Source organism: Pedobacter rhodius, from assembly GCF_027213645.1.
Classification (GTDB): Bacteria; Bacteroidota; Bacteroidia; order Sphingobacteriales; family Sphingobacteriaceae; genus Pedobacter; species Pedobacter rhodius.
On the sequence record NZ_JAPWGL010000002.1, the window covers coordinates 606,122 to 631,099 of the forward strand.

A 24,978-nucleotide genomic window follows, 5' to 3' on the forward strand; every position below is an offset into this window, starting at 1 on the left:
AAGCCCACTCTGGCGCAAGCGTCCCGCTTGTGACCATTAATATATTCGAAAAACTAACTAATCAATTGAATATCAATTAAGCCTTTAAAACCTGAATAATCTCCCAACTCTGGCTCAAGCGTCTCGCTTGTGACAAATCATATATTCGAAAAACTAATTATCAATCGAATGTCAATAGCCATTAAATACTAAAATTCATTACGGTTTAAAGTACAAGCGGGACGCTTGCGCTAGCGTTAGTGAATAGAAAAGCTTGGGCCAGATTGGGGTTACTGCTGGGAATGCACAATATTGAGTTAATTATTGCCTGACAGGAAGCGCTCTGGTCATTTGCTTATTAAAGATAACGGCGTCAAATATTTGCGGCCATCTTCTCTCTAATGGATAATAACCATAAGGCCTCATACTTCTTGGTTCATTTAACCACTTTCCTTTCTTCGTTTTAGACAATGATTTTAAATCAAGAAAAGCATTTTTAAATCCTGCCTGTTCGAATAAGGTTTCAAATGAATTAGTAGAGGGTTTATCTATTTTTGATGCTGTTGGATTATTATACCATGCAACTTCCCCCTCATATGCAGTAAAACAGATTGAGTAATATTTGTCAGCTAGTTTATCTTTTAAGAAATCTCCCATGAACGGAGCTGTTACGTCTTTTTGTTTTCCATTTTCTTCGATATAAGTCTTACCTATATGTATACTTGCTGCCCAAACAATTATTTTGTCCGTTGGGTATTGACTTTTAGCAATCCAAATAAGATTCTCGGCCATTAGCGAATCTCTTATGCTTTTAGATAATGTATTAGGACTATCTAATCCTTTCTCTTCAAGAATTGCAGGCAGGTATGCGCTCGTTGATATCCAAAACTGTTTCCAAAAGTTGGAAACGCTGTCTTGTTTTAAATTGGATATATCAGCGATTTTCCTATCCAGAATACGTTTAAAAGAAGGTAAACGCTGTATTATTTGTGATTTTACCTCTTGATCAATAGTATTATTCTTTTTTAATTCAAAGCTCAAAGCGTTGTATACCCTGTAAAATGTATCCTGTTCAGCCATATCTTTAAAAGCAATGTTTCGGGCTTTTAGAAACATCAAAAAGTCAACAGGCAGGTCACGTCTTAAATATGTGCCATGAAGTTGTGGATCAAATCCTGTTACCCGAAGTGGATTTGGTGTCTTGATAGAATTGGCAATATAATTAGCAAGAGGCAAGAATTGCTGAGTCTGTCCCCAAAGTTCAAATGTAGAATTTTGAATAGCTTTTACCGGATCTTTATCCCAATGAGCGACTTTCCACGCTCGTTCAGCGTTATATAAGCTGCTTTCAAAAGCAAGAACCTTAAAACCCAGCTTTTCATGAAGGAATTTTATCAAACGTGCTTTGGTTTCAAACGTTGTTCCATCTCCATGTGATTCTTCGCCCAGCAAGACTATTCTTGCGTCCTTTATACGCTCAATTAACTTTTTAAAATCGTTGTATTCTTCACTATTTATGTCAATAGCTATCTCTGTCGCATTCTTTTTAATAAAATCAATGTTGCTTTGCGCAAAAGCTGATAAAAAGGTAATTGATAAAATAGCTGTTAAGAGTTGTGTTAATTTATTCATATTTGTTTGTTAACGTTACTAATATATAAAGATTTAGGAAGAGCCGAATCAACCTTTTAATGTTTCGTTATTTGTATGATTGGTTAAGTTATATCACGTAGATGAATAATCAGACTGAGCCTTTCCGCTGTAAAAACAGCAAATTTAAGTATCGATAACTATAACTTTGCGACAGATTGAGGGATGCTAAGATTAGATGGAGCAATAATCTATTTCTGGCGCAAGCGTCTCCCCACTCTGGCGCAAGCGTCTCGCTTGTGACAAATCATATATTCGAAAAACTAATTATCAATCGAATGTCAATAGCCGTTAAAGACTAAAATCTATTACAATTTAAGCACAAGCGGGACGCTTGCGCTAGCGTTAGTGAATAGAAAAGCTTGCGCCTGTTATTCTCCTGGCTCAATAGATACGACTTAAAAAAAGATATCTATATAGTCCGTCGTTTGGCCGTCGCAATTAAGCAACTGTTGCAGCCTCCAGTATTTTCGCTTTCCACTGGCCTTAAATATATAAAGCCCGTTGCGCTCACAAGGCTGTCCGCCATTGATGAAACTGATTTTCGAAACTATTTTCCCGTTAAATTTTAATGTATTTCCCCGGTTCAGAAATGTTCCTTTAATGGATACATAATCATGAGATTTTGGATCCTTCTGTTCACCTTCAATGCTGTATTCGTCCTGTCCGATTACTTTTATATAGACGCTTCCGGGATTGTTTTTGTTAAAAGTTATCCACTGGATAGTGAATGAATGCAAACCTGTTCGCACCGGCCTGGTTTGTGAATGGCCTGGTATGGCAAGAAAATAAAAAAAAGTAATGATTAATATGTGTTTCATCGCGATAAAATAATGTTTAAATCCGGTTTAATAGAATCAGGCGTCCGTTAACTAAAAATTTATGATTCTATTGAAATGCCATTGATTGACATGGCGTTGCAGTTTAGCAATAGAATGATATTGCCGGTTGAATCTCCGTAATACGTTGCTGAATAATGGTCCGAAAAGCTATATAAAGATGCTTTGAAAAACTTGATGGTTTTCGAAGACAGTTTCCGATAGGTGTCGGTGATGGTAATGGTTCCGTTAAAACTACTCTTTTTCCGGGCCATCAGCTTAAGTATTTCATCCGGCAGGTTTTTGGCATTCAGGTTCAGGTGGAATATACCGGACTTATTTCCTGCAAGAGACAACCCGCTTTTGGTTGAAGTGGAATCCTTACTTTTTCCAGCGGGTGCTGTTTCATCGTCATCATAATACCTTGAAAATGATGTCGAAACGCTATTCAACGGCGCATTGATTGTTTTCCCGTTTACACTTATATTCAACATGATTTTAATGCGTGAATCCGCCTGCGCCCGACTTTTATAGGATAACGCCATAACAAAATAAAATGAGCACAGTCGTAACCAGATTTTTCATAAGGCCGTAGTTGTTATTTAAATAATTAGTTATAAACCCAGGCGTATTTCAATGGTATTGAATTAAACGATGATGCTGTTCACCTCCGCAACGAACCGTTCGACCTTTCGGGTACTAAAAAAGCTTTGCAGCACGATTACAACCTCCTTTTGCGATCCGGGCTTCAGGAAATAAGCCCGTACATCGGTTCCTGAGTAAATGAAGTTTGTCGATTTTCTTACCGTTTGCAGCCCCTTAAAGTCATCAAAAGAATAACTGCAATTGCCGAGGCCGGTAGGATTTGTTCTGGTGAGCAAACGGGAATTTTTATCGAGTCGCACATCTGTAAAACCGGCGAGCATAATGGCAGGACCGCCTATCAGGGTTAAGAGCATAAAGCAAATCCGGCCAATCGTCCATCCATCGCCTAACCATGCACCCGGCGTAAGTTCATGAATACCAATAACCAACAATAACAGTCCCAATAGAAGGCTTCCAAACTTATTTTTTTTGATGATATAAGCGCTGCCTTCCACATTAAAAAACGTATAGCGCTCTATATTGAGGGGCTTAAAATCTTCAGGACCATCGTGGGCTTCCAGATAATGATGAATGGGTGTTATCACTTCATCCACAAATGTGAGGGCATTCGGATCATTGTTTTTTACGTAAGCACAAGATACCAGCAGGCCTTTCCCATAACGATTATCCTTTTTAAATACCCGGTAAGTATAAGAACCCGCGAGATTGGAAACGGGACTTATCCCATAAATTTGAGAAAATGGTATAGCGCGTATCGGGAGAAAACCCATCAGTTTTTTACGCATTATACCTTCACTAATATCAAACTCGACAGACGTACCTGCCCAACCCACGAAAAGTGCAATTATAATAAGTAAGACCAGGAGTAATGGTACTGATGAACCCGCATCATTTTGAAGATAATAAATATAGACAAAATAGCCTGCAGCAAAGATGATCGCCAATATAGCGGCTAAAATGTACGAAAGACCATAGGGATAAACAGTTACACGGCTTGGCTCAATACGCCAGCGGGTTTTGGATAATGATTTAAGAGACATAGGCGTTACATTTTATATGATGAACACTTTAAGTTTGTTTTGGTTTGAGCCGCCATATAATTTTGAAAACCGCTCCGAAAATGAAAGCCATCGAACGATTTCCGGAAATCATTAAATCGATAACCAGGTTCAGCTGATTTTAATGCGAACGGGTCCTTTAATATGATTTACATCAACAGGCACCCCCTTTTGGGTGATGACCACTTTACCCTGATTATGCAAATGAACAGCAACATCAAGAACATTTTTCATATGCCTGCGCCAATCATCAGGAAATAACATACGGGCAATTTCGGATGGACAAGTACTTTTCTCCGGACCACGTTGGATAGCGGTAGACAAAATTTTTTCTGATATTTCTGAATGCACTTGCATATCCTGATAACAAGCAAACATAACGATTGCTTTACCAATGTATTAACAATTTGTATATCCAACTCAATTTGTTGAAAAATGTAGAACGTAATAAACCTAAGGGGAGATTTTCGCTATCAGGTTAATGGCCCTGGTCCATTTTTTATATATTTCAATGGGCTTGGGATAATCCGGAATGTCAAATGCCCATGGGATGAGCACTTCTATATTATTTCTGCCCGCAAGTTCGGGTATCCACTGCCGGATAAAGTCTTGTGATTTATATTTATTCGATTGGTGTACCGGGTTGGTGTACCAGATTTCAAATGCCTGCATATGCCAGTTCATCCAGTTGGAGCTGACATCGTAATCGATAAGTTTCGACTCAAAGTAAGCCGCGCCCCAGGTCCAGTCGATCTTTAAATCATGTACAAAATAACTCGCACAGTTCACCCGTCCGCGGTTGCTCATGTAGCCCGTTTGGTTCAGTTGCCTCATATGGGCATCGATAAAGGGAATACCTGTACTGCCCGAACACCAGCTCTCAAATTTCATCGGGTCATTCTCCCAGGGGATATCTTTATTTTTATAACCTTTTGTTTGGAAGACAGCAGTTCCAAAACGCATTCCCTTAAACGTAAAATAATCCCGCCACACCAGTTCAAAAATGAGCCACCAGGTACTCTGATTCTTTTTGATCTGCGCTTCGTACGCCTTTACCCGTTCATATATCGCTCTGGCAGAAATACAGCCCAGTGCCAGGTAAGGCGAAAATTTCGAACTGTAATCCAGGCCATCCGATTTGTTTCTGCTCCACCTGTACCCTGTAAGCAGTTCAGATTTAAAAGTATAATATTCAAGCCTTTTTAGTGCTGCTGTTTCACCGCCCTCAACAAATGGTTTAGCATTTTCATATTCTTTTTTTGTGAAACCATAGTGCTTATAAGCGGGGAATTCATTCGCTTTAATGTTAGGAGCGGCCTTTAAATGCGCAGGACGGCTAAAAGTTTTCCTGGGCTCAGCCGATTTGCCGGCAGGAATCCTGTAAGCTTTGCTTGTTAGCGGTATTTTAGATATTTCAAAAGGAATATCATCTTTATGGTAGAGCGTTTTACCCCAGAAAAAATGAAACCTGGTTTTCGGTAAAGCTTTTAAGATCTTATCCACTAAAGTGATTTCATAACTTGCATATTCCTCCTCCGTATATACATCAGTTATGCCATAGGCCTCAACCAGCCCGGGCAAGGTAACCAGTGCAGAATCCGCTCCAACAATCAAATGACCGCCAAGTGCTTCCAGCTTTTTCTTTAAATCCAGCACACACTGCTCCATGAATTTAAATCGGATTATATCGGCTTTTCGAAAACCAAAATCCAGTTTTTCGAAATCTTTCTTTTCGATACAATAACAGAAAACCAGATCGCTGCATTCCTCCACAGCCCTTGTTAAAGCTTCATTATCGTGCAACCTCAAGTCGTTCTTAAACCAAACCAAGCCCCGTTTCTTCATCTTTATAAAATTTTTACCCCCGATTTTGTGGTAAATCCCCTAAAATAGTACTGCTATTTATCCTTTCAATTCAGCATGTATACACAAATAACAAACATAATAGATAGATGAAAGTTCTTATCATCGGGTTCATTTCAATGCTTATCTTAAAGAAAACGATACAAAGAATGCCGGATTACGGGGTTTTTGATTACTTGGAGGGTTATTATACGCTGAAACTGGTCAAGACCTCCTCAGCCTTATTTTAGTCCCGAAAAACCAATCAGGGAAATAAATAATTTCCAAATCTATTTTTATGCATTCTTGTTCTTTAGTATATGCATAGCACTGTTACTCAGCCAGACCAGGCAAGACTGGAAGAAAAATTCAGGATTGTCGCGTTATTAATCCATAAATTGCGAAACAGTTATGTTTCAATTGGCTTTCAGGCACCACGAACCATATCTTTACATTTCAAAACCGAAATTACCCAAATCGTTCGTCGGAACACCTTTCGCTTATTGGAAGATCTCAATAAAAAGCAAGCCGTGTGTTTTGAAGTTTATGTACGGGAACGACTTATTACGCCAGGATAAGGTTTTGTCATTATTTTAAAAAGCATATCTTGATGGACTATGTAAAGCCTCAGAAAATTTCCGGTACGTTTACAAAGCAATATTCGCTTCACCTCCTAATCATCCTGTTCGGGGTTTTTAAATTCTGCATTCATTTGTTCACGATGGAGGCTTACGGTCTTCATGCCGATGAATTGTACTACATTGAATTAAGCCGGAGTTTTGAATGGGGCTATTTAGATATTTCGCCATTTGTTACCTGGATGGGCAGGATCTCTTCTATCTTTGGCAATGCTGTCATCAGCTGGCGGATGTTGCCCTGCCTGTTTTCAGCCTTTACGGTAATACTTACCGGCCAAATCACCCGCCTGCTGGGCGGAAAGCAGCTGGCCGTATCCATCGCCTGCTCCGCATTGATATGCTCTCCGGCGGTGCTGGCAACCTCTTACCTTTTGCAGCCGGCCGTGTTCGACCAGTTTTTCTGGACTTTACTCACCTATGCCCTACTGGCTTATCAGAAGAACAGGCAAATTAAATATCTTTATTTAGCCTCGGCCGCATTTTCCTTTGGGATGCTGAATAAATATACCATCCTGATTTACCTTGGCTCACTGGGGATTGCGTATCTTTTTTTTAAACCAAAACACATACTTATCGACCTTAAAAAGCTGTTTTACCCGGCACTGCTTTCTATTGCAATACTTCTGCCCAATATTATCTGGCAATGGCACCATGGTTTTCCAATACTACATTACTCGAGCCTTGTTGCCAAAGGCGCACTCTATGTAGATTTAGGCGATTACCTTTTTCAGCTCTTTTTCTTCCATGGTGCAAGCGTAGCCGTATGGACAGCAGGCCTTATATTCCTATTTTTTCCAAAAGAAAATATACCATTTCAGCGCATCTGGCCAATTAGCTTCCTGATGGTCGTTTTAATCCTTTTACTATTAAAAGGGAAATTATACTATGGCCTGGGTGCTTTTCCTTTATTTTTCGCGTCTGGTGGATACTGCTGGGCGATTATGTTAAAACAGCTGAATAAAGCGGCCAGGGTTGTTTTTTTTATTGTGTTATATGCTTTTGGAGCGTTGAGCTTACCGCTAGTGATTCCGTTATTGCCAATTGAAGTATCCAGGATGTATATAGCTAAAATGGTTAAAATGACCAGCTTTACTAGGCCACTGCTTTGGGAAGATGGTACCAGCGGAACTTTGCCACAGTTTTTTGCAGATATGACCGGCTGGGAATTAATGGCCAAAAAGGTGGAGCGGGTTGCAGATCGTTATGCTGACCCTAAGCTATTGGTGTTAACCGATAACTACGCAATAGCAGGCGGATTAATGTTTTATGGCGGGCAAAACATGCCCCGGGTTATATCTGTCCACAATAGTTTTTTGCTCAGTTCGCCACCTTACGTTACCGGCAAAAACATTATCTACCTTTCAAAAGACAGTCCTTCTAAAGTGCAGGACCTGGCCAGGGAAGTAAAATTAGCCGAAGTAATAAAGATGGAAAACTCGCAATTAAGCGGCATTCATATTTATATGCTCATTGATGTCAACGCCCGGTTTCAAAATAAGTATAATAGCGATAGAGAGACGTTTTACCCGCAAGCGAAGCGTTTAAATGCACAGCCCCTTAAATTTGAATTATAAACAGGGCTGTCTGGTTTAATTTTACATGGTCCGGGCAAGTACTAACCTAAGGTTCATCCAAAAACGCATTTATTTACCTGAGAGAGTATCCGGTTAAAATTTAATTGTCAAACTAATAACATTACTTACACAATTAAAAAACTATGAAAAATGGCATGGGGTTTCAACGGCGCTTCTGGATGGACCTCATCAGCTATCTCTAATACTAAGGCCTGGTTTAAAGCTGTTCCGTATACAAAATGTAACATGGCCAATTCTGCGATCACCAAATCATGTTAGACAATTCTATTTATACTCACAAAAATGGTTTTAACCCACTGTAGCAAGGCTGCTGCGGTATAACACAATACATAGATGTAACAGGAGAAAAATGCCGAGATTAGAAGAGATCAGCCTCATAGCCAGGGTGGTGTTACCCATTTAGCAGAAGTAGCTATGATGGTTTGGAACCAGAATATAGACCTGGTTCGTTATAATGATAAGTATGGTGTATTAAACTATGGGCAAACCGGTGCCAACAGACTTTTTACAGGCTTGGAGTACGTCGCAAAATACAATGTTGGTCAAACTGTTCCTTATCACCCGTTTTATGAATATTGCAACAATGTATACATTTATCCAAATGGCATTTCTGCTTCGGGGCGAGGAAATTTTTCGCCAATGTGGGAGATGGCTGTAAGTTTATTTAATAAGGCATCATTATCACCGGTATATTCACAAATGGTTGTTTCAGGTACAGGTTATCGACCGGAAAAAACAAACAGTGACCATTCCGGACTTGGGACTTTACTGTATACAACCACACCGTAATTATTAGGCTGATATTTTGCCTGGCCATTAATCATCAGGATATTAAAGAAAAAATTAAAATCAGTTTCATTCTGATTATTGGCATTTCAGCATCTCAAACCCCAACAATTTCATTTAATGAACCAGCGCTTCTGTTGATCATAATTATTTCTGGAAATGCGAAGGATAGGTATTTAGCAAAAGTAATTCATGATGATTAAATACATCCTGTAAGGTTCGTTAAGTAAGAATATCATTATGTATAAAAAAAAGCTAACTATATCGTTGGCTTTTTTTTATACGTCATAAATAATATTAAAATTATAAATGGTTCTAACTAACTATTATTTTACACCAATAGGCACTGCAATTATAAACGTACCTTAATATGCGCTGTATTGTTAGCTTATCAGCAATCAGAAGATTATACTTATTAATCTTTTCTCTTAATCACTTTTTAAATTTACCATAAATTTTTAGTAATGATACATTAGGATTTAGCTATCCCCTTTTATGTATAAAGATTCAATTTTTTTTTCAACGTCTGCTTCTTAGGATTAATAAGGATTTATTTTTTGTTCCAGATAGCTTAATAATTCCTACATGAATTGCAGCCAATGAATCATTTCTAAATCCGATATCGAAAATCACAACATCACCCCTTGTAGGCGCAGATATACAGTCGACTTCAAAATACTTGATATATTCACCATTTGTATCACATATTAAACCAACTCCCGCTTTCTTATTGTAAGAAAGAACCCGGCCCGTTCTCATATTATAATAATCATTACTAAATCTTGCATGAATATTAAATTTAAGTTTTACTATTATCGGTAAAACGGACCGGAATACGGATTATATTTCCTTGTTGAGACAAACAGGTATTTGGAATATGGGGTATCATTTCTTTACCCAGCAAACGGATGACTTCGCTACAGAATTTGGAAAAAATTATGGGTTTCATCATAAAAAGGTCACCACCGGCTTGAAAAACATCCAGCGCACACTTGCTTTCCTCGCCACAAATGATAATTATTTTTACGAAATGCCTTAACTTAACCGCAATCTCAAAGACGCTAGAATCATACCCCCTGATCCCCATGATAAGCAAATCTAACTTCAAACTACTTGCCGAAATTTGCTTGATGCCATCAATACCTGAACTCAATTCGATTATTTCAAATCCTCCGATTTTTTTTATATAGTTTGAAAGGATTCGTACGGATTTTGGGTCATTGTCAATTATCATACATCGATTCATATAGGGCAGATTTAAATAGTTTAACTAGGTAGAAGTATACAAGTTCTCATAGGCGTAAATTATGATTCATCATAATTTGCCATGGATTAATGTATGGACCTCTTCGGCAAATTTCAAAAAGTCAAATGGTTTTAACATGAGCGAATCTGCCTGACAAGTGATTGCATTTGCCTGCGATCGCATCATTGCTGTGATTAACATGACCGGTATATGAGCTGTCTTAGAATCCGCTTTAATCAAGTCGCAAAGTACTCTGCCATCACTATTCCCCAGAAGAATGTCCATTATAATTAAGTCTGGCATAAACTTTTCAATTGTATCTTTTAATAATTCAGGTTGATTGATACTTTTTACTACATATTCCAAATTTTCCAGTACCATTTGAATGGCATCTGCATTGCTAAAATCATTGTCAACCACTAAAATCCTGGTCATTTTTTTATATTTAAGTTATTGCGACTTATACCCGATTATATAGCTCAATCGAGATGGAAAAATTTTCAACAATAAACAGGTTGTCATTTTAATATGTTAAAAATCAATTTATTGATTTCGGATGCTGTAAGGGGTTTTGATTTATAGGTATCAGGTAAATTTGTCCAGGCTACCTCCATAGCAAAATAATCAGGAGATTTGCTTTCCCTGCCCTCTATCTTCGCCAGCTGTTCTTCTGTAAATTTCTGCCAACGAGCCAAATATAAAGAGCCCAGTAACCCTCCCCATTCCTTATGGGCATAATCATGAAGTTCGGTTTTAGGACTATTGTTGCCCCCCCAATACGTAATCTGGATTTTTGCATTCCTCAAAGTTTTAACCTTATCTGTTGGAAGTTTAGCAAAATCCAGTGCCTGATTCAGCCAGCGGTTTAAAGAAAAGTATTTACTTGACTTCAACAGTGAATCCTGCTGCATAATCAGCTGTTGAAATACGGTACTTTCCTGTTTAAACATTGCCGCATCTTTTGTCCGTATTGCATCCATCATTTTTTGATAAGTTTCATCACCCTTATTGGACAGCACCTGTCTTACGAAATCAATCCTATCAACCTGATAGGTCTCTACATCTGCATAGCTATCGCCAGCCGTTACGAAAAGTTTAACCGCTTCCTTAAATTTAGCAGGATCATAATTTCTTTTGCGGGTTCCCCATGAGGATACCGTTTTGATTTCAACTCCAGGTCTGGCACAGAAAATTGATTCGGAAGGCCCTTCCTGATAAATCTCCGGACTACTGTAAGCTGTTTGTAACAGTAATTGCCAGGCTTTATCCATATGCGGATTGTGGCTTCCGTAGCGATAGTTTTGATAGCCCTGAATCCAGTTTTGAACCGATACCCGATTTTGCTTCCAGCCTAGCTCCATCATTAAATCAAAGGCTACTGGATTGTTATTTATCCCTTCAGGAATAATACCTACACCAGCTAAAAATTGTCTATACTGACTATTCTTGGCTTTACTTACTTCATCAGCAAAGCGCTGAAGTTTCCCGTACAAGCCATTCTTTTCGCCAAAGTTACTTACGTTGCTCCAAACAAATGGCGTACCATTATAGCCCTTTCTTTTTTCCCAATTGTTTGTATTTTCTCCGAATAATTCAATTACCAGTGTCTTCTTTCTATCCAAACCATTGAGTAGTGCTTCTGATGGATTTGATTGCCATCCCTGTAATACCCAGGTGCTTTGTGGAAAATGCTGCCCCATTTTCCGTTGTATTAATGTAGCTGCTTTACTGATGTCGACACCTTTTGAGCTACCACCCTCGTGAAAAGGATCTCCTCCAAAAAAATGAAAATTAGCTCCATAAAGTTTCTTCATTTCGGTGTAATAGATATCTGCTATTCGGTCAAAGGCAGTATCTAATGGGATCAAAAAATCGGGCCGTGTAAAGCCGCCTACCCATTTCCCCTGATCCACTACTTTAATCTTGATTCTATTTTTAAGGCTCGTTGGAACCATTCCATAAAACCCCTGCATAACTGGTTCTATCTTCAAATCACCCATGCGTTTAATAATCTGCTGCTCCAGTTTAATTTGCTGGTTGATTAGCACTTGACTAACAGGACCGCCCCACCCTTCCAAATTTCCCATAAGCCACCAGGCACTAAAGGCAGGGTCTGCTATAAAGTCTTCAATATCTTTAGAACTATAGCCAAGCCTCTTTAAAGTATTTTGCCAAACAGCTTCCATTCCAACAGGCGCGAGCATCAAATTTACCCCATTAAGAGCCATCCAATCCAATTCACGCTCCCAATCTGTCCATTTGTAATATGCCATTGAATAACTGACTGTACAATAATTTAATGCGTAGCGGAAGCGAAATGGGGATGATATTTTAATCTTTTCCTTAATTAATGGCATCTTGGCAGGTTTTGCCAAGTTATCACCTAGGTGAGACATACTTCTGTGGCAATAGTATTTTAGATAATAACCTAATGCATAGGCGGCACTATTTGGATTTGATGCAGCTATAATTATTTTATTATTCCTAGAAGAAAGTTCAAAAATATCTTTGCCTGCTGCCGAAGGAATCACCTTGAATAACAGTGAAGGTGCAAGCCATGGGACTCTGCGTAAAGCAATCTCCCTGACAGCGGGATATATATTTTTTCCGCTAGCCGCAAGAGAGCATGCAAGAAACAGAGTTAATAAGTTAAGTTTTAAAATTCTCATGATGATATTGAAGGTATTGCAATTGTTGTATATTCATTACTTATTAATCCTGAAGTTTACCGAATGTAAAATTTCGATTATCGCATCCGACATTTGTAGGTACTGGAATTTCCATAGCATTTTTAGCCTGACAGGGCTGAAAATTTTGCTGTCTTTTTGCGGCATCGCTACCCGACCTTAAATACAACTACACCGTGTCCGGGAATCTTAACTTGCCGGGATGCACCCACTTTTCCCAAATTATTATGAAGCCATAAATCTCTAAGTTTACTTTCCCCTGAGAGTCCGAGCTGTCCTGACTGAAACTCAAAATCAGCTTGCTTGCTTCCACGGTTTAAAATAGCGATAGCTTTTACCTTCCCATTTGTTCCAAGTGGCTTTAGCCAAATTTCCACATCGCCCTCCCGATACACCCTCTTTGCCTGAACAAAACCAATATCTTGATTTAACGCGATTAGTTCCTTATTTGTAAGAATGCTTATTGTTTGTGCAGACATATTCCTTAGGTCATTTCCTGCAAGAAGAGGAGAATTTAACATGCACCACATTGAAAAATGAGTTTTGTCTTCTTCATAATTCATTCCTCGCCCAACTTGTAGCATATCCATATCATTGTAAGAACCAGGTTTGGAATAGGGATGGAGATCCGCATTGATATCAATAATTTTCAATATAGATGAAAAATCTGCACTGATATCTCCTGATATGCGCCAGGAATCGGCCTTATTGACTACCCATTTTCCCGGAAACTTCCAACGACAGACATTAACAACTATATCGCTATCTATTTTCTTAATGAAATTAATTATCTCTGTATAGGTCTTCTGCTCATCCAGCCCCATTTTTTCCCCGCCGCACCAGTCAACTTTGATAAAATCATAACCCCATCTTTTGAAGAATACATCACAGTCCTGTTCCAGATGGCCATATATACCTACACCTAATCCTTTTTTATCGCCGTCCCAAATCGATCCGCAAGTATTGCGGCCAGCATCTGTATAGATTCCTGCCTTTAGTTTAAGATTATGAATATACCCGGCAAGCGATTTCATTCCTGACGGAAATTTAACGGCGTTGGCGTAAAGCTGGCCTGACGAATCGCGTCCGCCAAAGAATCCGTCATCAATATTTATATACCGGTATCCAGCGGCATACATTCCTGAAGATACAAGGGCGTCTGCCTGTTCTTTTATCATTTTTTCGTCAATGTTGATCCGAAAGTGATTCCAACTGCTCCACCCCATAATTGGAGGCTTGGCAGACTGGGCGTAAAGCCTAGCGGAATACATCTGCATGAGTACCAGAAGAAATAAATAGGTTAATACATTAAAATGTTTTTTCATTTTTGCTATAGATTAATACTTTTTAAACATGTTTAAACAGGCCGGCATCCACCAACCTGTTTAACATTCAACTAACTAAACCTAATTAATTATAAACCATCGGTGAAAAGTAGTTGCGATGGCTTATAGTACCTTAAATTTTCTATACTTACATATTCAGGATGTATTGGTAACCCCATCTACTTCCAGATAAAACCATGAAATATTAGGTAAGCCAATACCTGGTTAAATTGTAGTTTTTTCAAATTTTATTGTTTGATCATTTTTTGACTGACTATCCTGGGAAGTCCCCCAGGCGGTGTATATGAAAAATTTAGCGTAAAGGTTTTGGTTACTGGATCAAAAGTATTTGGTCCAATGGTTTGGTCAACATTAGGCATGGCTCCTCTCGCGGTAATGGAAACAGTATTGTCGATATTTACCTTAAGGTCTGCATAGTAGTTAGAACTTCCAAGATCGGCAACAGGTGAATAATAAGTCTGATTACCGATATACTGAATGGATAGAATAAGATTCAAATCCCTGCTACTAGCCGGTGTTGGATGGGTAAAACGCCCGGTAACCGTATAATTTCCTGCAAACTTTGTCCATGGGTCAGGAACATCAAAAACATAAACTGTTGTATTTAGTTTTGTGGATACTCTAAATCCACCACTGGCAGACTTAAGTGTAATTGGCAGAGCATATTTGCTACCTGATGCGATGTCCTTATTGTTAACAATTAGTTTTAGAACATCGCTGCTTTTCATTCCGGATTTGATGACACTTGTAAGTGAAGGGATTGTATATAAACTGCTTGGTAGCAGCGTATATTCTGGTCTGCCGGCAGCGTTCTCTGCTTTGTTTAGGGCTATAAGTGCATCTGGATTGATGATAAAGCTTATAGATATATCACTTGTAGCATTTTCATATCCACCAAAATATGCGCCAAATGGGATCTCACTGATTAGCGGATCAGTACTGAGAATCGGCTTAAACAGCGATACGGGGCTTGAAGGTTGACTGACTGACTGTGGCATATAGATTTCCACATTATCGGTAGTGTCCGTAAAATCAAAAGGTTTTTCTTTCTTACATCCCACCATAATGATCAATGCTATTGAAAGTATTATTGATATTTTTTTCATTTTATTCGGTTTAAATGATTACCAACCTGGATTCTGTTTTAATTTGGGGTTTTTATCGATCTCAGATTGCGGAATCGGAAACAGATAATTTTTCTGGACGAATGATCTGGTCTCGCGAATAGGATAAGTGTAAATGTTGGCCGCACTTACAGCGACATAATGAATCGGCCTGTTATCCGTGATGTCGGCTATTTTCCATCTTCTTACGTCCCAAAAGCGATGATCTTCAAATGCCAGTTCTACTTGCCTTTCGTGCATTATCTTCTCCCTCATCTGGTCCTTGGTTAGGCCCGCCGGCAATATTGGCATTCCGGCACGGCTTCTTATCATATTCATCCTTGCATATACACTCGCATCAGGCCCGGCAGCTTCGTTTTTTGCCTCAGCATAATTCAGATAGAGTTCAGCTAAGCGCATCAAAATCCATGGGCGATACTTCTTATTTGTACCATCAAAAAGATTAATTTCTTCAGCCATAAACTTCCGAAGGAAATAGTTTGTAGGCGGATGATCGGTCTTTAAATCTGCCCCTCCAGGTCTGACATCGAATAAATGGTTTTTCCAAACCTGTCCCTGTGTTATAATTGTCTGATAAAACCTTGGGTCACGGTTTATATATGGATTTTGCGAATTATATCCGGAACCTGGATCCGCGGGTAATAAACCATTCGTCATCTCATATGCGTCGACCATTTCCTGGGTCGGACCGGTCCCATACCATCCTCCAACACCATTTGACTGCGTAACTTGATCGCGGCTGAAATCATCACCAAACCTGGTCATTATAGCCTCTGGATTATTGAGTTCTAAAAAGATGCGTTCATAGGCTTTCTTACCGTTTAACGGCGTAACGCAAAGGCCGTAACCATTACTTTCAGCAAATGTAATGGCTTCTTCAGCTGCAGCCGCTGCTATTACCCATCTATCATTAAGATTGCTTGGGTTAGAAAGCGGGCTTGCATAATATAAAGCGACTCTTGCCCATAAAAACTTACAGGCAACCGAGGTCATCCTTCCAAACTGGGCATCGTTTTGCCTCACCGGAAGTAAAGGAATTGCCTTTTCTACATCACTCTTTATAAATGCGATCACCTCATCTATTGAATTGCGGGATACCAGAACGCCTTCAGTATCACTGGGGTCAAGGGCCTGCGTTAAGATCGGCACGCCACCCCACATTCGGTAAAGTTCAAAATAATAATAAGCTCTCAGAGAATATGCCTCTCCCAGCATTCTTTTTTTACGGTTGGCGTCGTTAGAATCTTCAGGTATAATATCATAATTATTTAAAAATTTATTGATGCGGCGTATGGAGTTGTAGAAATTAAACCAATACTGCTGCATTGGAAAGTTTTGAGCGTTAACACTGCCGGTATTAAAGTAATTGGCATCCAAACCATTATCCCATATCTGTTCTGACTCATCTGTGCCCGAAGAAAGCATCCAATTGTTATCTGCTCCTTGCTTGAAAATACCAGGCAACGAATTATATGCATTGTTTAAGAACTTTTCCGCATTTACGACGTTCGCAAATACGTCGGCTTCTGGAATAAAATCACTTGGCGTTCTTTCAAGATAGTCCTTTTTACATCCACTTATTGATACACCTAGTAAAAGGAAGCATATCAACCATTTTTTATTTTGTGTTTTCATTTTATACATCTAATTAAAACCTTAAAGATATACCGGCATTGATTGTCCTTGTAGCTGGATAAGATGTTATCGTACCCGCAGATTCCGGGTCCGACTCCTTTATCCACATGTTATCCCATACATACAGATTCTGCCCGTTAACAAATATCCTGAGGTAATTGAGTTTAATACCATTCACCCATCGTTTAGGAAATTCGTAACCTATTTCTGCATTTCGAAGTTTAAGGTAGCTGGTATTCATTGACCAGAAACTTGATATCTGATTATTGTTCGAGGCTCTTCTGGCACTCGGCAGGGTCGGATTATCCATGTTATTCGGCGACCAGCGATCTTCCCAAATACTTCTTCCCCTCAACACAAAATCCGGATTTGTACTCCCTACATAAGTATTGCTTCCGCTGGCGCCATTCAATAGAAAGCTGAAATCGAAGCCCTTATAGCCTAAACGCAGAGAAGCACCCCATACATACTTAGGAACATTTAGCAAAGTAATAGGTACTCTGTCGGCGGCATCAATTTGACCGTCCTTGTTTACATCCAGGTATTTGATGTCTCCGGGCAGCGTAGCAGAAAAACGTTGTATAGGGCTGTTATTGATCTCATCCTGAGAATTAAAGATGCCTATTGCTTTATATCCCAATTGATAGCCCACGGCATAGCCTTTTAAATCCTGATAAGGATACGCTGGGGTCGGCTGGTCGTTATTGATGACCTTGTTTGATGCATAAGTAACCTGCCCTGTTGCAGATATGTAGAATTCACCGAATTTTTTTGTCAAAACAAGTTCGGTTTCGAAGCCTTTATTCAGCACCTCACCGGTATTACGTGGCGCCAAACCACTTACACCGATGTAATCAGGCACCGTTCCTGCCGCCAAAAGTATATTCTTGCGCCTTTCCCGGAAAATATCAAAAGTGATCTTGGCAAAATCCTTTATTAAATAAGCATCAAATCCTAAGTTGGCTTTTTCTGCCCGTTCCCAGGTCACATTCGGGTTGCCTACTCTATTTTCGGAATAGCCACCTTGACCAGCTGGATTTACGCCGAAGGAGTAACCTCCGTTAGCGGCATAATCAGAGATAAACAACCATCTGTTTCCACCTACCTTATCATTACCCACCGTACCGTACGATCCTCTGATCTTCAGGTAGGATAATATGTTATTCTTAGGAATCAACTTTTCGTTTGTAACCACCCATCCTGCGCCGAAAGCCGGAAAAAAACCGTATCGTTTTCCTTTAGGGAAATTTTCAGAACCATTATAACCCATGGTGAACTCCGCGAAATATTTATTATCATAGCCGTAAGTTGCTCTGCCACTTATCCCCTGGTAGGCATAGGGAAGATCATCCTGGAAAATCCTTAATGTTCTGTTGCCCAGAATTTGCCCCGTAATCTGATGATTTCCAAAGCTCCTGTTATAGTTAAGTCTGATATCCAAATAGTTATTTCGCTCAATGGAAGAAGATCCGCTGGTTGCAAGAGAACTGGCGGTCCTTATCTGCTGGTAAATTGGCTTTCCGCCAGCATCCAGTCCCTTATACCAATAATCGTCGTATCCTTGCGTTCGGGAGGTATTTTTAAAATTATCGTTACTAAAGGTAAACGTGGCCTGCGCGCTTAATCCTTTTGTAACCATATCCAACGAGTGCCTGGCCGTAAATGCGCCGGTTAACACATTCCTATATTCATTATAATAACCAGAACTGATCAAAGCAGCAATCGGATTCTGCCAGTCGGACGGTAAAAATATCTTGCTGCCATGAGCGTAGCTACCATTTGGGTTATATGGTGCGGTAACGTTTGGTAATGTCCGACCGATTGCCGAAAATAGACCATCATAGCCAATCCCTGGCCCGTCCCGCTGCTCTAACCGACCAGATACATCAACTGAAAGGTCGAGCATTTTGGTCACTTTTAAATCGACATTTGATCGGAAGTTATATCGCTGAAAACCACTTCTGGAGCTATATTTATTGTTTTCCTCATTTTTAAACAATGCATCTTGTGTGGTTACGCTGCCAGATATGAAATATTTAGCATAATCGTTTCCGCCTGTAAAATTGACGTTATATTGTTGTTGTGGTGTTGCCCGCTTTAATAAATAATCATACCAATTGATATTTGGATAAAGATAAGGATCAGTCCCCGCCCTGATAATGTCGAAATCGGCCTTCGTCCAGATTTCAGTTTGCTGTGCCTCATTGTCATATAATGCGAGGTTATAACTATCCATCATTTCTGGTAGTCTGATGGTTTGCTGCGTAGCGTATTGGGCATTAAAGTTAATTTCGGGTTTCTGGTTTGCTCTGCCCCGGCGGGTAGTAACAACAACAACGCCGTTGGCCCCTTGAATACCGTAAGCAGAGGTAGAACTCGCATCTTTTAAAATCGAAACAGATTCTATCTCATTCGCATCAAGCTGAGCGAAATCTCCGCTTGACCGGGGAAGGCCATCGATTACATATAATGGTGATGCACTACTTCCGTTGGTTGCAATCCCGCGGATATACAAATTGGAACCATCGCCGGGCTTTGTTGAGGTTTGTGTTGTGATTAGGCCTGGTAATCTCCCGGCTAACGCATTTGAAAGGTTAGCTACCGGACTTTGTTTAAGCTCTTTTGTCGTGATGGAAGCAATAGCGCCAACAACGGATATCTTTTTTTGGGTATTACCCTGTGAGGTAACGACTACCTCTTCAAGGTCATTGATTGGCGCCAGCTTTATAGTGATATTGGTCCTGCCTTCAAGTGCAATGTCCTGAGTTGCATACCCTACAAATGAAACAGTCAGCCGGGCATTTTCGCCAATACCTTTTAACAAAAACTTCCCGTCTTTGTCTGACGAAGTTATGCCAGTTTCACCAATTACCCTTATGGTTGCTCCGGGAAGCGGTTGACCTCTTTCATCGAGCACCTGACCACTAACGTCAATCAATTTTCGGATTTTATTGCCTTGCACTAATGGAATTGATCCCTTCTCCTTTATGAGAATATAAGTATCCTTTACGGTATAAGTTAGTATTTGATTAGCGAAACATTTCGCTAATACATCATCCAGAGACATGTTCTTTACGTCGATGCTCACCGGACGGGCCTTGGTCATCAGGTCTGCGTTAAAAAATATGTCGTAGCCAGTTCTCTGACCAATTTTTTCCAATACCCTTTCTAATAAAGCATTTTTTTCCTTAAGGGTGATAGTCTTTTGTGCAAAGCTGGTAGCGGCCTGTAGTTGAATGGCAAAAGCTATGGTAAGTAGTAAAGTTATTTTCATGCCCAATAGGATTTCTCTACAGCTATGGCGCGGGCCATATTGATTAGAATCATAAAATTTCATATATTTGGTTTGTTTCGTAAAAATGCTTTGTTTTCAAAGCATCGGATCTTGATTAATTACGTTATAATCTGGAGCATCCAAAGCGAATATTATTATCCGGAGATGTTGGTCCATCTTCGGATTTTTCGCCCGCAGGATATTAAGTAAAGTTTATCTCATTACGATGACCCTCCTTCCCTCTATTTTAATACGTAAATCACCTGTAAGGGTTATGTTTTTTAAAGTCTCCTTTAAATTTTTAGTTTTAGAAACACTGCCACCAAACCTAAATTTAGCTGCATCGCCCTGAAATTCAACGTCGACATTATACCACCGTGAAATTTTCTTCATTATGGAGCGTATATTCTCATTCCTAAAAACAAATCTGTCGGTTTTCCAGTCTAAAGCAGATTCTGCATCAACTTTTTTCACCTTTAACGTTTTTCCGTGCAATGACGCCTCTTCTCCTGGAATCAGATATACACCACGACTCTTAAGGACTCCTTTCCCTGAAGCTGGGGCAACCAATACCTTTCCATTGAGCAAGGTGGTTTTCACAACTTCATCATCATGGTAAGCTGAAACATTGAAATGTGTTCCAAGTACGCTAATAAGCTGTGAATTGGATTTTACCTTGAACGGCCTTTCTACATTATGGGTAACCTCAAAATACGCTTCACCATCTAAATAGACTTGGCGTGCCCCAAAAGTCTTATCCAGTGCAGCATTGTAGGTCAGACTCGACGCAGCATTAAGCCATATTTTACTCTTATCTGGCAAGGTCCACATATAAGTTTCACCCTTAGCCGTAACCAAGGTAAATCCCGGTTCAAGTACCGCTCGCGGATCATCTGCAAGACAGGTAAGTTCCCCATTGACAGATTTGAGTACGCTGATACCATGTCCCTTTCCGATTTCACCAAATTTCTTTCCTGATAGCTTGATCTTTCTTCCATCGGCAAGGACAAGTGTCGCACTAACTTTACCCGGAGGTATCTCCGTAGAATTTAAATTGATTGCGGGAACCTTTATCTTAATAAAGGTATTAGCGTACCTATTGTAAAAAAAAATACAAGCGCTAATTAAGATTATAACGGCAGCGGCCGACGTTATCCTATTCCATAGGGTTTGGATCTTTTTGGCGCGGCTGTGTTTCTTATACATCAGCACCTCCCACATCTCATTTCCAATTCTTTCGAAATCCTCATCAGAATATGCTATGTGTTTATCCAGGTTAAGGTGATGTAGCCAGTATTTTGCAATAGATTCCTCCCGGGAATTAAAGTTTCCCGAACGGATTTTCTCAAGTATGGATAGTACATTCTTTCTAATCATATGATCAACTGTATTTCTGATCTGATTGTAAGACGGATATGAATTAAGGATTGGCTATCCTGAAATGAGAAAATGTGCTAAAAACAGCAAACAAAAACACAAGACACTGATAATCAAAAACATATTTTTTTGATTAAGTATGTAAATCAAGTAGATTAGTAAACCAAGACGGCCTTTCAGATGTTTGGCTATTTTTTTTAAATGGTTAGATACGGTATGTTCAGATATCCCAAGTTGCTGTGCAATCTGTTTTGTGCTCAAAAATTGTTTCCGCTTTAGATCATAAATCTCTCTCATTCGTGGGGGCATACCTGAAACTTCCAAATCAATAAGAGCAGAAAAATCTTTTTCCCTGATGAGGTAATCCGTTTCCTCAGCATCAATTTCTATATAATGTTCGCCCATGTCTATATATTTCTTGACTATATCTCGGTGGCGGAATATATCAAATACCTGATTGAGCACAGATTTATATAAATACCCAGAAAGCGTAGTGTTTAAAATCAAGCCCTCTTTATTTCTCAACAACCTGAAAAATACGTCCTGAATAACATCTTTGGCCTCTTCTTCATTACCCAATTTGTTGAATGCATACCGAAAAAGCAGGCTTTGATAGCGTAAATACACCTCTCTGAACGCTTTATCATCATCCTTCCTTAAAAGGGCGGCTAAATCAAGATCACTATATGCGGTATAATCTGTCACAGAATTTTAAATCAACTAAAGTAAAATATTTCAATTTGAGCTCATCAACGCTCTTCTTTACAGCATAATAATTTTGGTTTTGAAAAATCAGAATTTTGAGAATCTGTTTACCGATAATCCAGGCCTATTTAATTGCATTAAATTGATATACCCAGATAATTTAACTTTGAAGTTAATCCATAGACCTTTAAAATTTACCTATTTCACTTTTCTCTATTTTGGGAGTCAAATACTCGTAATTTTCCGATTACTTTTATATTATAGTGCATATAATCTTCGTTAATGCTCACGTTCTTTTTGCCGACTTTTATGTCCTTATAATAAACTATACCTGGTTACATCACCAGCGTCAGTGTAGTTATCAGATACAACTATTGATCCTTTTTTTAAAATAAACTATTTACACTTTTTTTAACGTGGAGCTTCTCAAACAATAGTACAACTGTGCATCTGGATTAAAGTCTGGTTCACATTCAATATTGCCGCGTCTGTAGGGGTCAAAAAGATTGGCGATTTATTTAATATAACATTCTCTGGCCACATCGATGACATAAATTCATCTAAGTGATTACCACCTGAAACTATCTGACAGTCATTCGGAAGTTTAATGCTGTGACCAATTTTATATACAAGTTCTGCAGACGATATGATAGAAGCATCATCTAATATCTGACCTGTACTGCGTAGAATTTTTTTATCCATATATGTCATCTAATGCTACCCAGATTTACCTATGCCTGATAATTGTGGACCTATTGGCACACTCCTGTATGTCGCCCTTCATATAACAGGCAACAATCAGGTTTTAACGTAGATTCTGCTGCGAAAAGCCTGTTATGAACTTGTAAAAAACAATTAATCAAACTGTTCGACAAATTTTTATAAGTCCAAATATTCAAAATGAAATCTAAGCAAATGTTCGATTTTAAGCTGTTTAAACACCGCGCAAACGTTTGATAATTGACATCAACAGGTTATAACGGAGTTTATTAATTTTATTTTTAAGGCGTAACAACAGAAGTATTGAAAAATATCTAAGTTTAAATACAATAAATTAGTTAATATGTAAGGAAATATTGCCTATCAAAAAAATCATATTACCTAACACCAATAATTAACAAAATTTTGGGGTAAGCTTGCTCAAGTTGGCAAGGTCAAGTCAAACGTTTGCGTGATCTTTTAATTTTGAATTGCTTTGTAAGCTTATTTTAACAAATCTAAAGAAATCATAAATGCATGGACCGGTACGTTACAAACGTTTGACCAAACCGACCATTTATCAGCGGGGCCTGCCGCAATTAATTTTTCCAATGCCGGAGAAATTCTCAAGACCAATAGTTCAGTATGGGATAGTACATCGAATGCAAAGTTGGTATCGATGCTGGAAAATATTATCTACCCCCCACTGGCGCACATACAAGATGCTAATAATGATACAAACTGCATAAATGGCATCATCGCAATGGCTGTTTTTTGCGATGATCATGAAAAGCTTAATTATGCTGTACGAGCTTTCAAAAATGAGCCCGGAGTTGATGGCAACGGTTTAAAGGGCTTTCATGTTAGTATGCTAAATATAATATTAATTAAACCCGATCTTTATAGTGATGCTTAAATTAAGATGTTTACGACTAACTTAACGAATGGGATTAATATACTTCAATTTTTTAATTCGGTCGAAGTCACTCACGGTCAGAACGTTGATGTTGTTGCCATTCAGCGGCATCTCCAAAGAACGAAGGTGTTGAAGCTTTAAAACTAAGCATGCGATTTTTAAGATTCACCCTGGCTGCATTATTAAAATCAATATTTTTCCTTTCAACAATCACATTTAACCGCTTAGCTAAAGCAATAATCTTATCAAGACTTCCTTCGTTATTTGATTTTAAAATAAGCTCCATAGCGAAATACCTTAACCTACCGGAGTACGATGCCATTAATCCTAAGTCTCGTCCAGGTGCCCGGAAAGCCCTGGCCTTTTATATAACTGACCAGGTAAGGATGGCCTTTCAAATTGGGGTGGTAAATCGCATCATAGGAAAAACTCATTTTGGTATCGGTCTTTTCAGTCACCGTTACTTCTTTGTCGGTATCATTGCCTTGTCCGGTGGTGAAGAACTTGTCTCCTACTTTAGCGCCAAAGTCAGCAAGGATCACCCTTAGGTCCGGATATTTGGGATCGCTGGCAATCAGCTTACCTGTTTCATCGATGCGCAGGTAAGATATGCCTATTGCGTCGCCGCCAACAAGGGAATAAAATTGATAGTAAAGCTTTCCGCCAATAACGACACTGTCTTTGATTTCCGTGTAATTTTGATTGTTCGAGTACCAGAGGTTGCCAACCTGCATAGGCAGGAAGGAATCAGAAGCTTTTGGCGCAGGCGTACTGAATGGTTTTTTGCAGCTTAACATCGCCGTAAACAGGATCAATAAAAGGCTCAGTTTTATCAGGTTGTTTTTCATGGTTTGGATTGTAGGGTTTGTATGCAAACGTGTGTAGTGAGCATAATGCTACAGCCGTTATAAATATATTTCCTGTTATAAGTGGTTTGTAAATTAGCGCTATGCCAACCTGTTGTCACGCTAAGCATCCTGCAATAACAAGCAAAAGG

The 24,978-nt window shown here is 39.1% G+C and carries 21 protein-coding genes; 4 read left to right on the forward strand and 17 right to left on the reverse strand.

All coding sequences use genetic code 11. The features are described 5' to 3' along the window. Window positions 1-300 precede the first annotated feature (300 nt). The 6 genes from O0931_RS08025 to O0931_RS08050 form a co-directional block, all read right to left on the reverse strand. Complete coding sequence (locus tag O0931_RS08025; protein WP_269415047.1) at window positions 301-1,611, reverse strand: erythromycin esterase family protein; 1,311 nt, start codon at window positions 1,609-1,611, stop codon at window positions 301-303. Window positions 1,612-2,027: 416 nt separating this feature from the next. Further along, window positions 2,028-2,450 carry a hypothetical protein gene (locus tag O0931_RS08030; protein ID WP_269415048.1) on the reverse strand — a complete coding sequence of 141 codons (423 nt, stop codon included), beginning with the start codon at window positions 2,448-2,450 and terminating at the stop codon, window positions 2,028-2,030. Between the two features lie 59 nt (window positions 2,451-2,509). Next, window positions 2,510-2,941, reverse strand: a complete 432-nt coding sequence (gene tssD, locus O0931_RS08035) for a type VI secretion system tube protein TssD (protein ID WP_269415049.1) — start codon at window positions 2,939-2,941, stop codon at window positions 2,510-2,512. A 153-nt stretch (window positions 2,942-3,094) separates the two neighbouring features. Beyond that, window positions 3,095-4,093, reverse strand: a complete 999-nt coding sequence (locus O0931_RS08040) for a hypothetical protein (RefSeq protein ID WP_269415050.1) — start codon at window positions 4,091-4,093, stop codon at window positions 3,095-3,097. A gap of 129 nt (window positions 4,094-4,222) precedes the next feature. Further along, window positions 4,223-4,489, reverse strand: a complete 267-nt coding sequence (locus O0931_RS08045; protein WP_331283619.1) for a DUF3253 domain-containing protein — start codon at window positions 4,487-4,489, stop codon at window positions 4,223-4,225. Between the two features lie 75 nt (window positions 4,490-4,564). Next, window positions 4,565-5,956 carry a DASH family cryptochrome gene (locus O0931_RS08050; protein ID WP_269415051.1) on the reverse strand — a complete coding sequence of 464 codons (1,392 nt, stop codon included), beginning with the start codon at window positions 5,954-5,956 and terminating at the stop codon, window positions 4,565-4,567. 317 nt (window positions 5,957-6,273) lie between these two features. On the opposite strand from O0931_RS08050, the gene O0931_RS08055 reads away from it, so the two are divergent. From O0931_RS08055 to O0931_RS08065, 3 genes are all read left to right on the forward strand, one after another. Next, window positions 6,274-6,531: a hypothetical protein gene (locus O0931_RS08055; RefSeq protein ID WP_269415052.1), complete on the forward strand. Its 258-nt coding sequence runs from the start codon at window positions 6,274-6,276 to the stop codon at window positions 6,529-6,531. Window positions 6,532-6,563: 32 nt separating this feature from the next. Further along, entirely contained in the window at window positions 6,564-8,165 is a 1,602-nt protein-coding gene (locus tag O0931_RS08060; RefSeq protein ID WP_269415053.1) for an ArnT family glycosyltransferase, read from the forward strand. A 435-nt stretch (window positions 8,166-8,600) separates the two neighbouring features. After that, entirely contained in the window at window positions 8,601-8,975 is a 375-nt protein-coding gene (locus tag O0931_RS08065) for a hypothetical protein (RefSeq protein ID WP_269415054.1), read from the forward strand. A 796-nt stretch (window positions 8,976-9,771) separates the two neighbouring features. Here O0931_RS08065 and O0931_RS08070 read toward each other — a convergent pair. The 9 genes from O0931_RS08070 to O0931_RS08110 form a co-directional block, all read right to left on the reverse strand. Beyond that, window positions 9,772-10,206 (reverse strand): response regulator, encoded by a 435-nt coding sequence (locus O0931_RS08070; protein ID WP_269415055.1) that lies wholly within the window; start codon window positions 10,204-10,206, stop codon window positions 9,772-9,774. An 81-nt stretch (window positions 10,207-10,287) separates the two neighbouring features. Next, entirely contained in the window at window positions 10,288-10,653 is a 366-nt protein-coding gene (locus O0931_RS08075; protein WP_269415056.1) for a response regulator, read from the reverse strand. 83 nt (window positions 10,654-10,736) lie between these two features. Further along, the gene (locus O0931_RS08080; protein ID WP_269415057.1) at window positions 10,737-12,887 is read right to left on the reverse strand and encodes an alpha-N-acetylglucosaminidase; all 2,151 of its coding nucleotides are present in this window, start codon (window positions 12,885-12,887) and stop codon (window positions 10,737-10,739) included. Window positions 12,888-13,054: 167 nt separating this feature from the next. After that, entirely contained in the window at window positions 13,055-14,230 is a 1,176-nt protein-coding gene (locus O0931_RS08085) for a glycoside hydrolase family 27 protein (RefSeq protein ID WP_269415058.1), read from the reverse strand. A 248-nt stretch (window positions 14,231-14,478) separates the two neighbouring features. Continuing rightward, on the reverse strand, window positions 14,479-15,357 hold the full coding sequence (locus O0931_RS08090; protein ID WP_269415059.1) for a DUF1735 domain-containing protein: 879 nt from the start codon (window positions 15,355-15,357) through the stop codon (window positions 14,479-14,481). Between the two features lie 18 nt (window positions 15,358-15,375). Continuing rightward, entirely contained in the window at window positions 15,376-17,010 is a 1,635-nt protein-coding gene (locus tag O0931_RS08095) for a RagB/SusD family nutrient uptake outer membrane protein (RefSeq protein ID WP_269415060.1), read from the reverse strand. 13 nt (window positions 17,011-17,023) lie between these two features. Continuing rightward, a complete protein-coding gene (locus tag O0931_RS08100; RefSeq protein WP_269415061.1) occupies window positions 17,024-20,284 on the reverse strand; it encodes a TonB-dependent receptor in 3,261 nt (1,086 codons plus the stop codon). Window positions 20,285-20,497: 213 nt separating this feature from the next. After that, window positions 20,498-21,661 (reverse strand): FecR family protein, encoded by a 1,164-nt coding sequence (locus O0931_RS08105; RefSeq protein WP_269415062.1) that lies wholly within the window; start codon window positions 21,659-21,661, stop codon window positions 20,498-20,500. Between the two features lie 54 nt (window positions 21,662-21,715). Next, a complete protein-coding gene (locus tag O0931_RS08110) occupies window positions 21,716-22,366 on the reverse strand; it encodes an RNA polymerase sigma factor (protein ID WP_269415063.1) in 651 nt (216 codons plus the stop codon). Window positions 22,367-23,744: 1,378 nt separating this feature from the next. Here O0931_RS08110 and O0931_RS08115 point away from each other — a divergent pair. Then, a complete protein-coding gene (locus O0931_RS08115; protein ID WP_269415064.1) occupies window positions 23,745-23,981 on the forward strand; it encodes a hypothetical protein in 237 nt (78 codons plus the stop codon). A gap of 67 nt (window positions 23,982-24,048) precedes the next feature. Here O0931_RS08115 and O0931_RS08120 read toward each other — a convergent pair whose 3' ends face one another. Next, a complete protein-coding gene (locus O0931_RS08120; RefSeq protein WP_269415065.1) occupies window positions 24,049-24,267 on the reverse strand; it encodes a hypothetical protein in 219 nt (72 codons plus the stop codon). A gap of 16 nt (window positions 24,268-24,283) precedes the next feature. Continuing rightward, the gene (locus O0931_RS08125; RefSeq protein WP_269415066.1) at window positions 24,284-24,829 is read right to left on the reverse strand and encodes a hypothetical protein; all 546 of its coding nucleotides are present in this window, start codon (window positions 24,827-24,829) and stop codon (window positions 24,284-24,286) included. Between the last annotated feature and the right edge of the window lie 149 nt (window positions 24,830-24,978).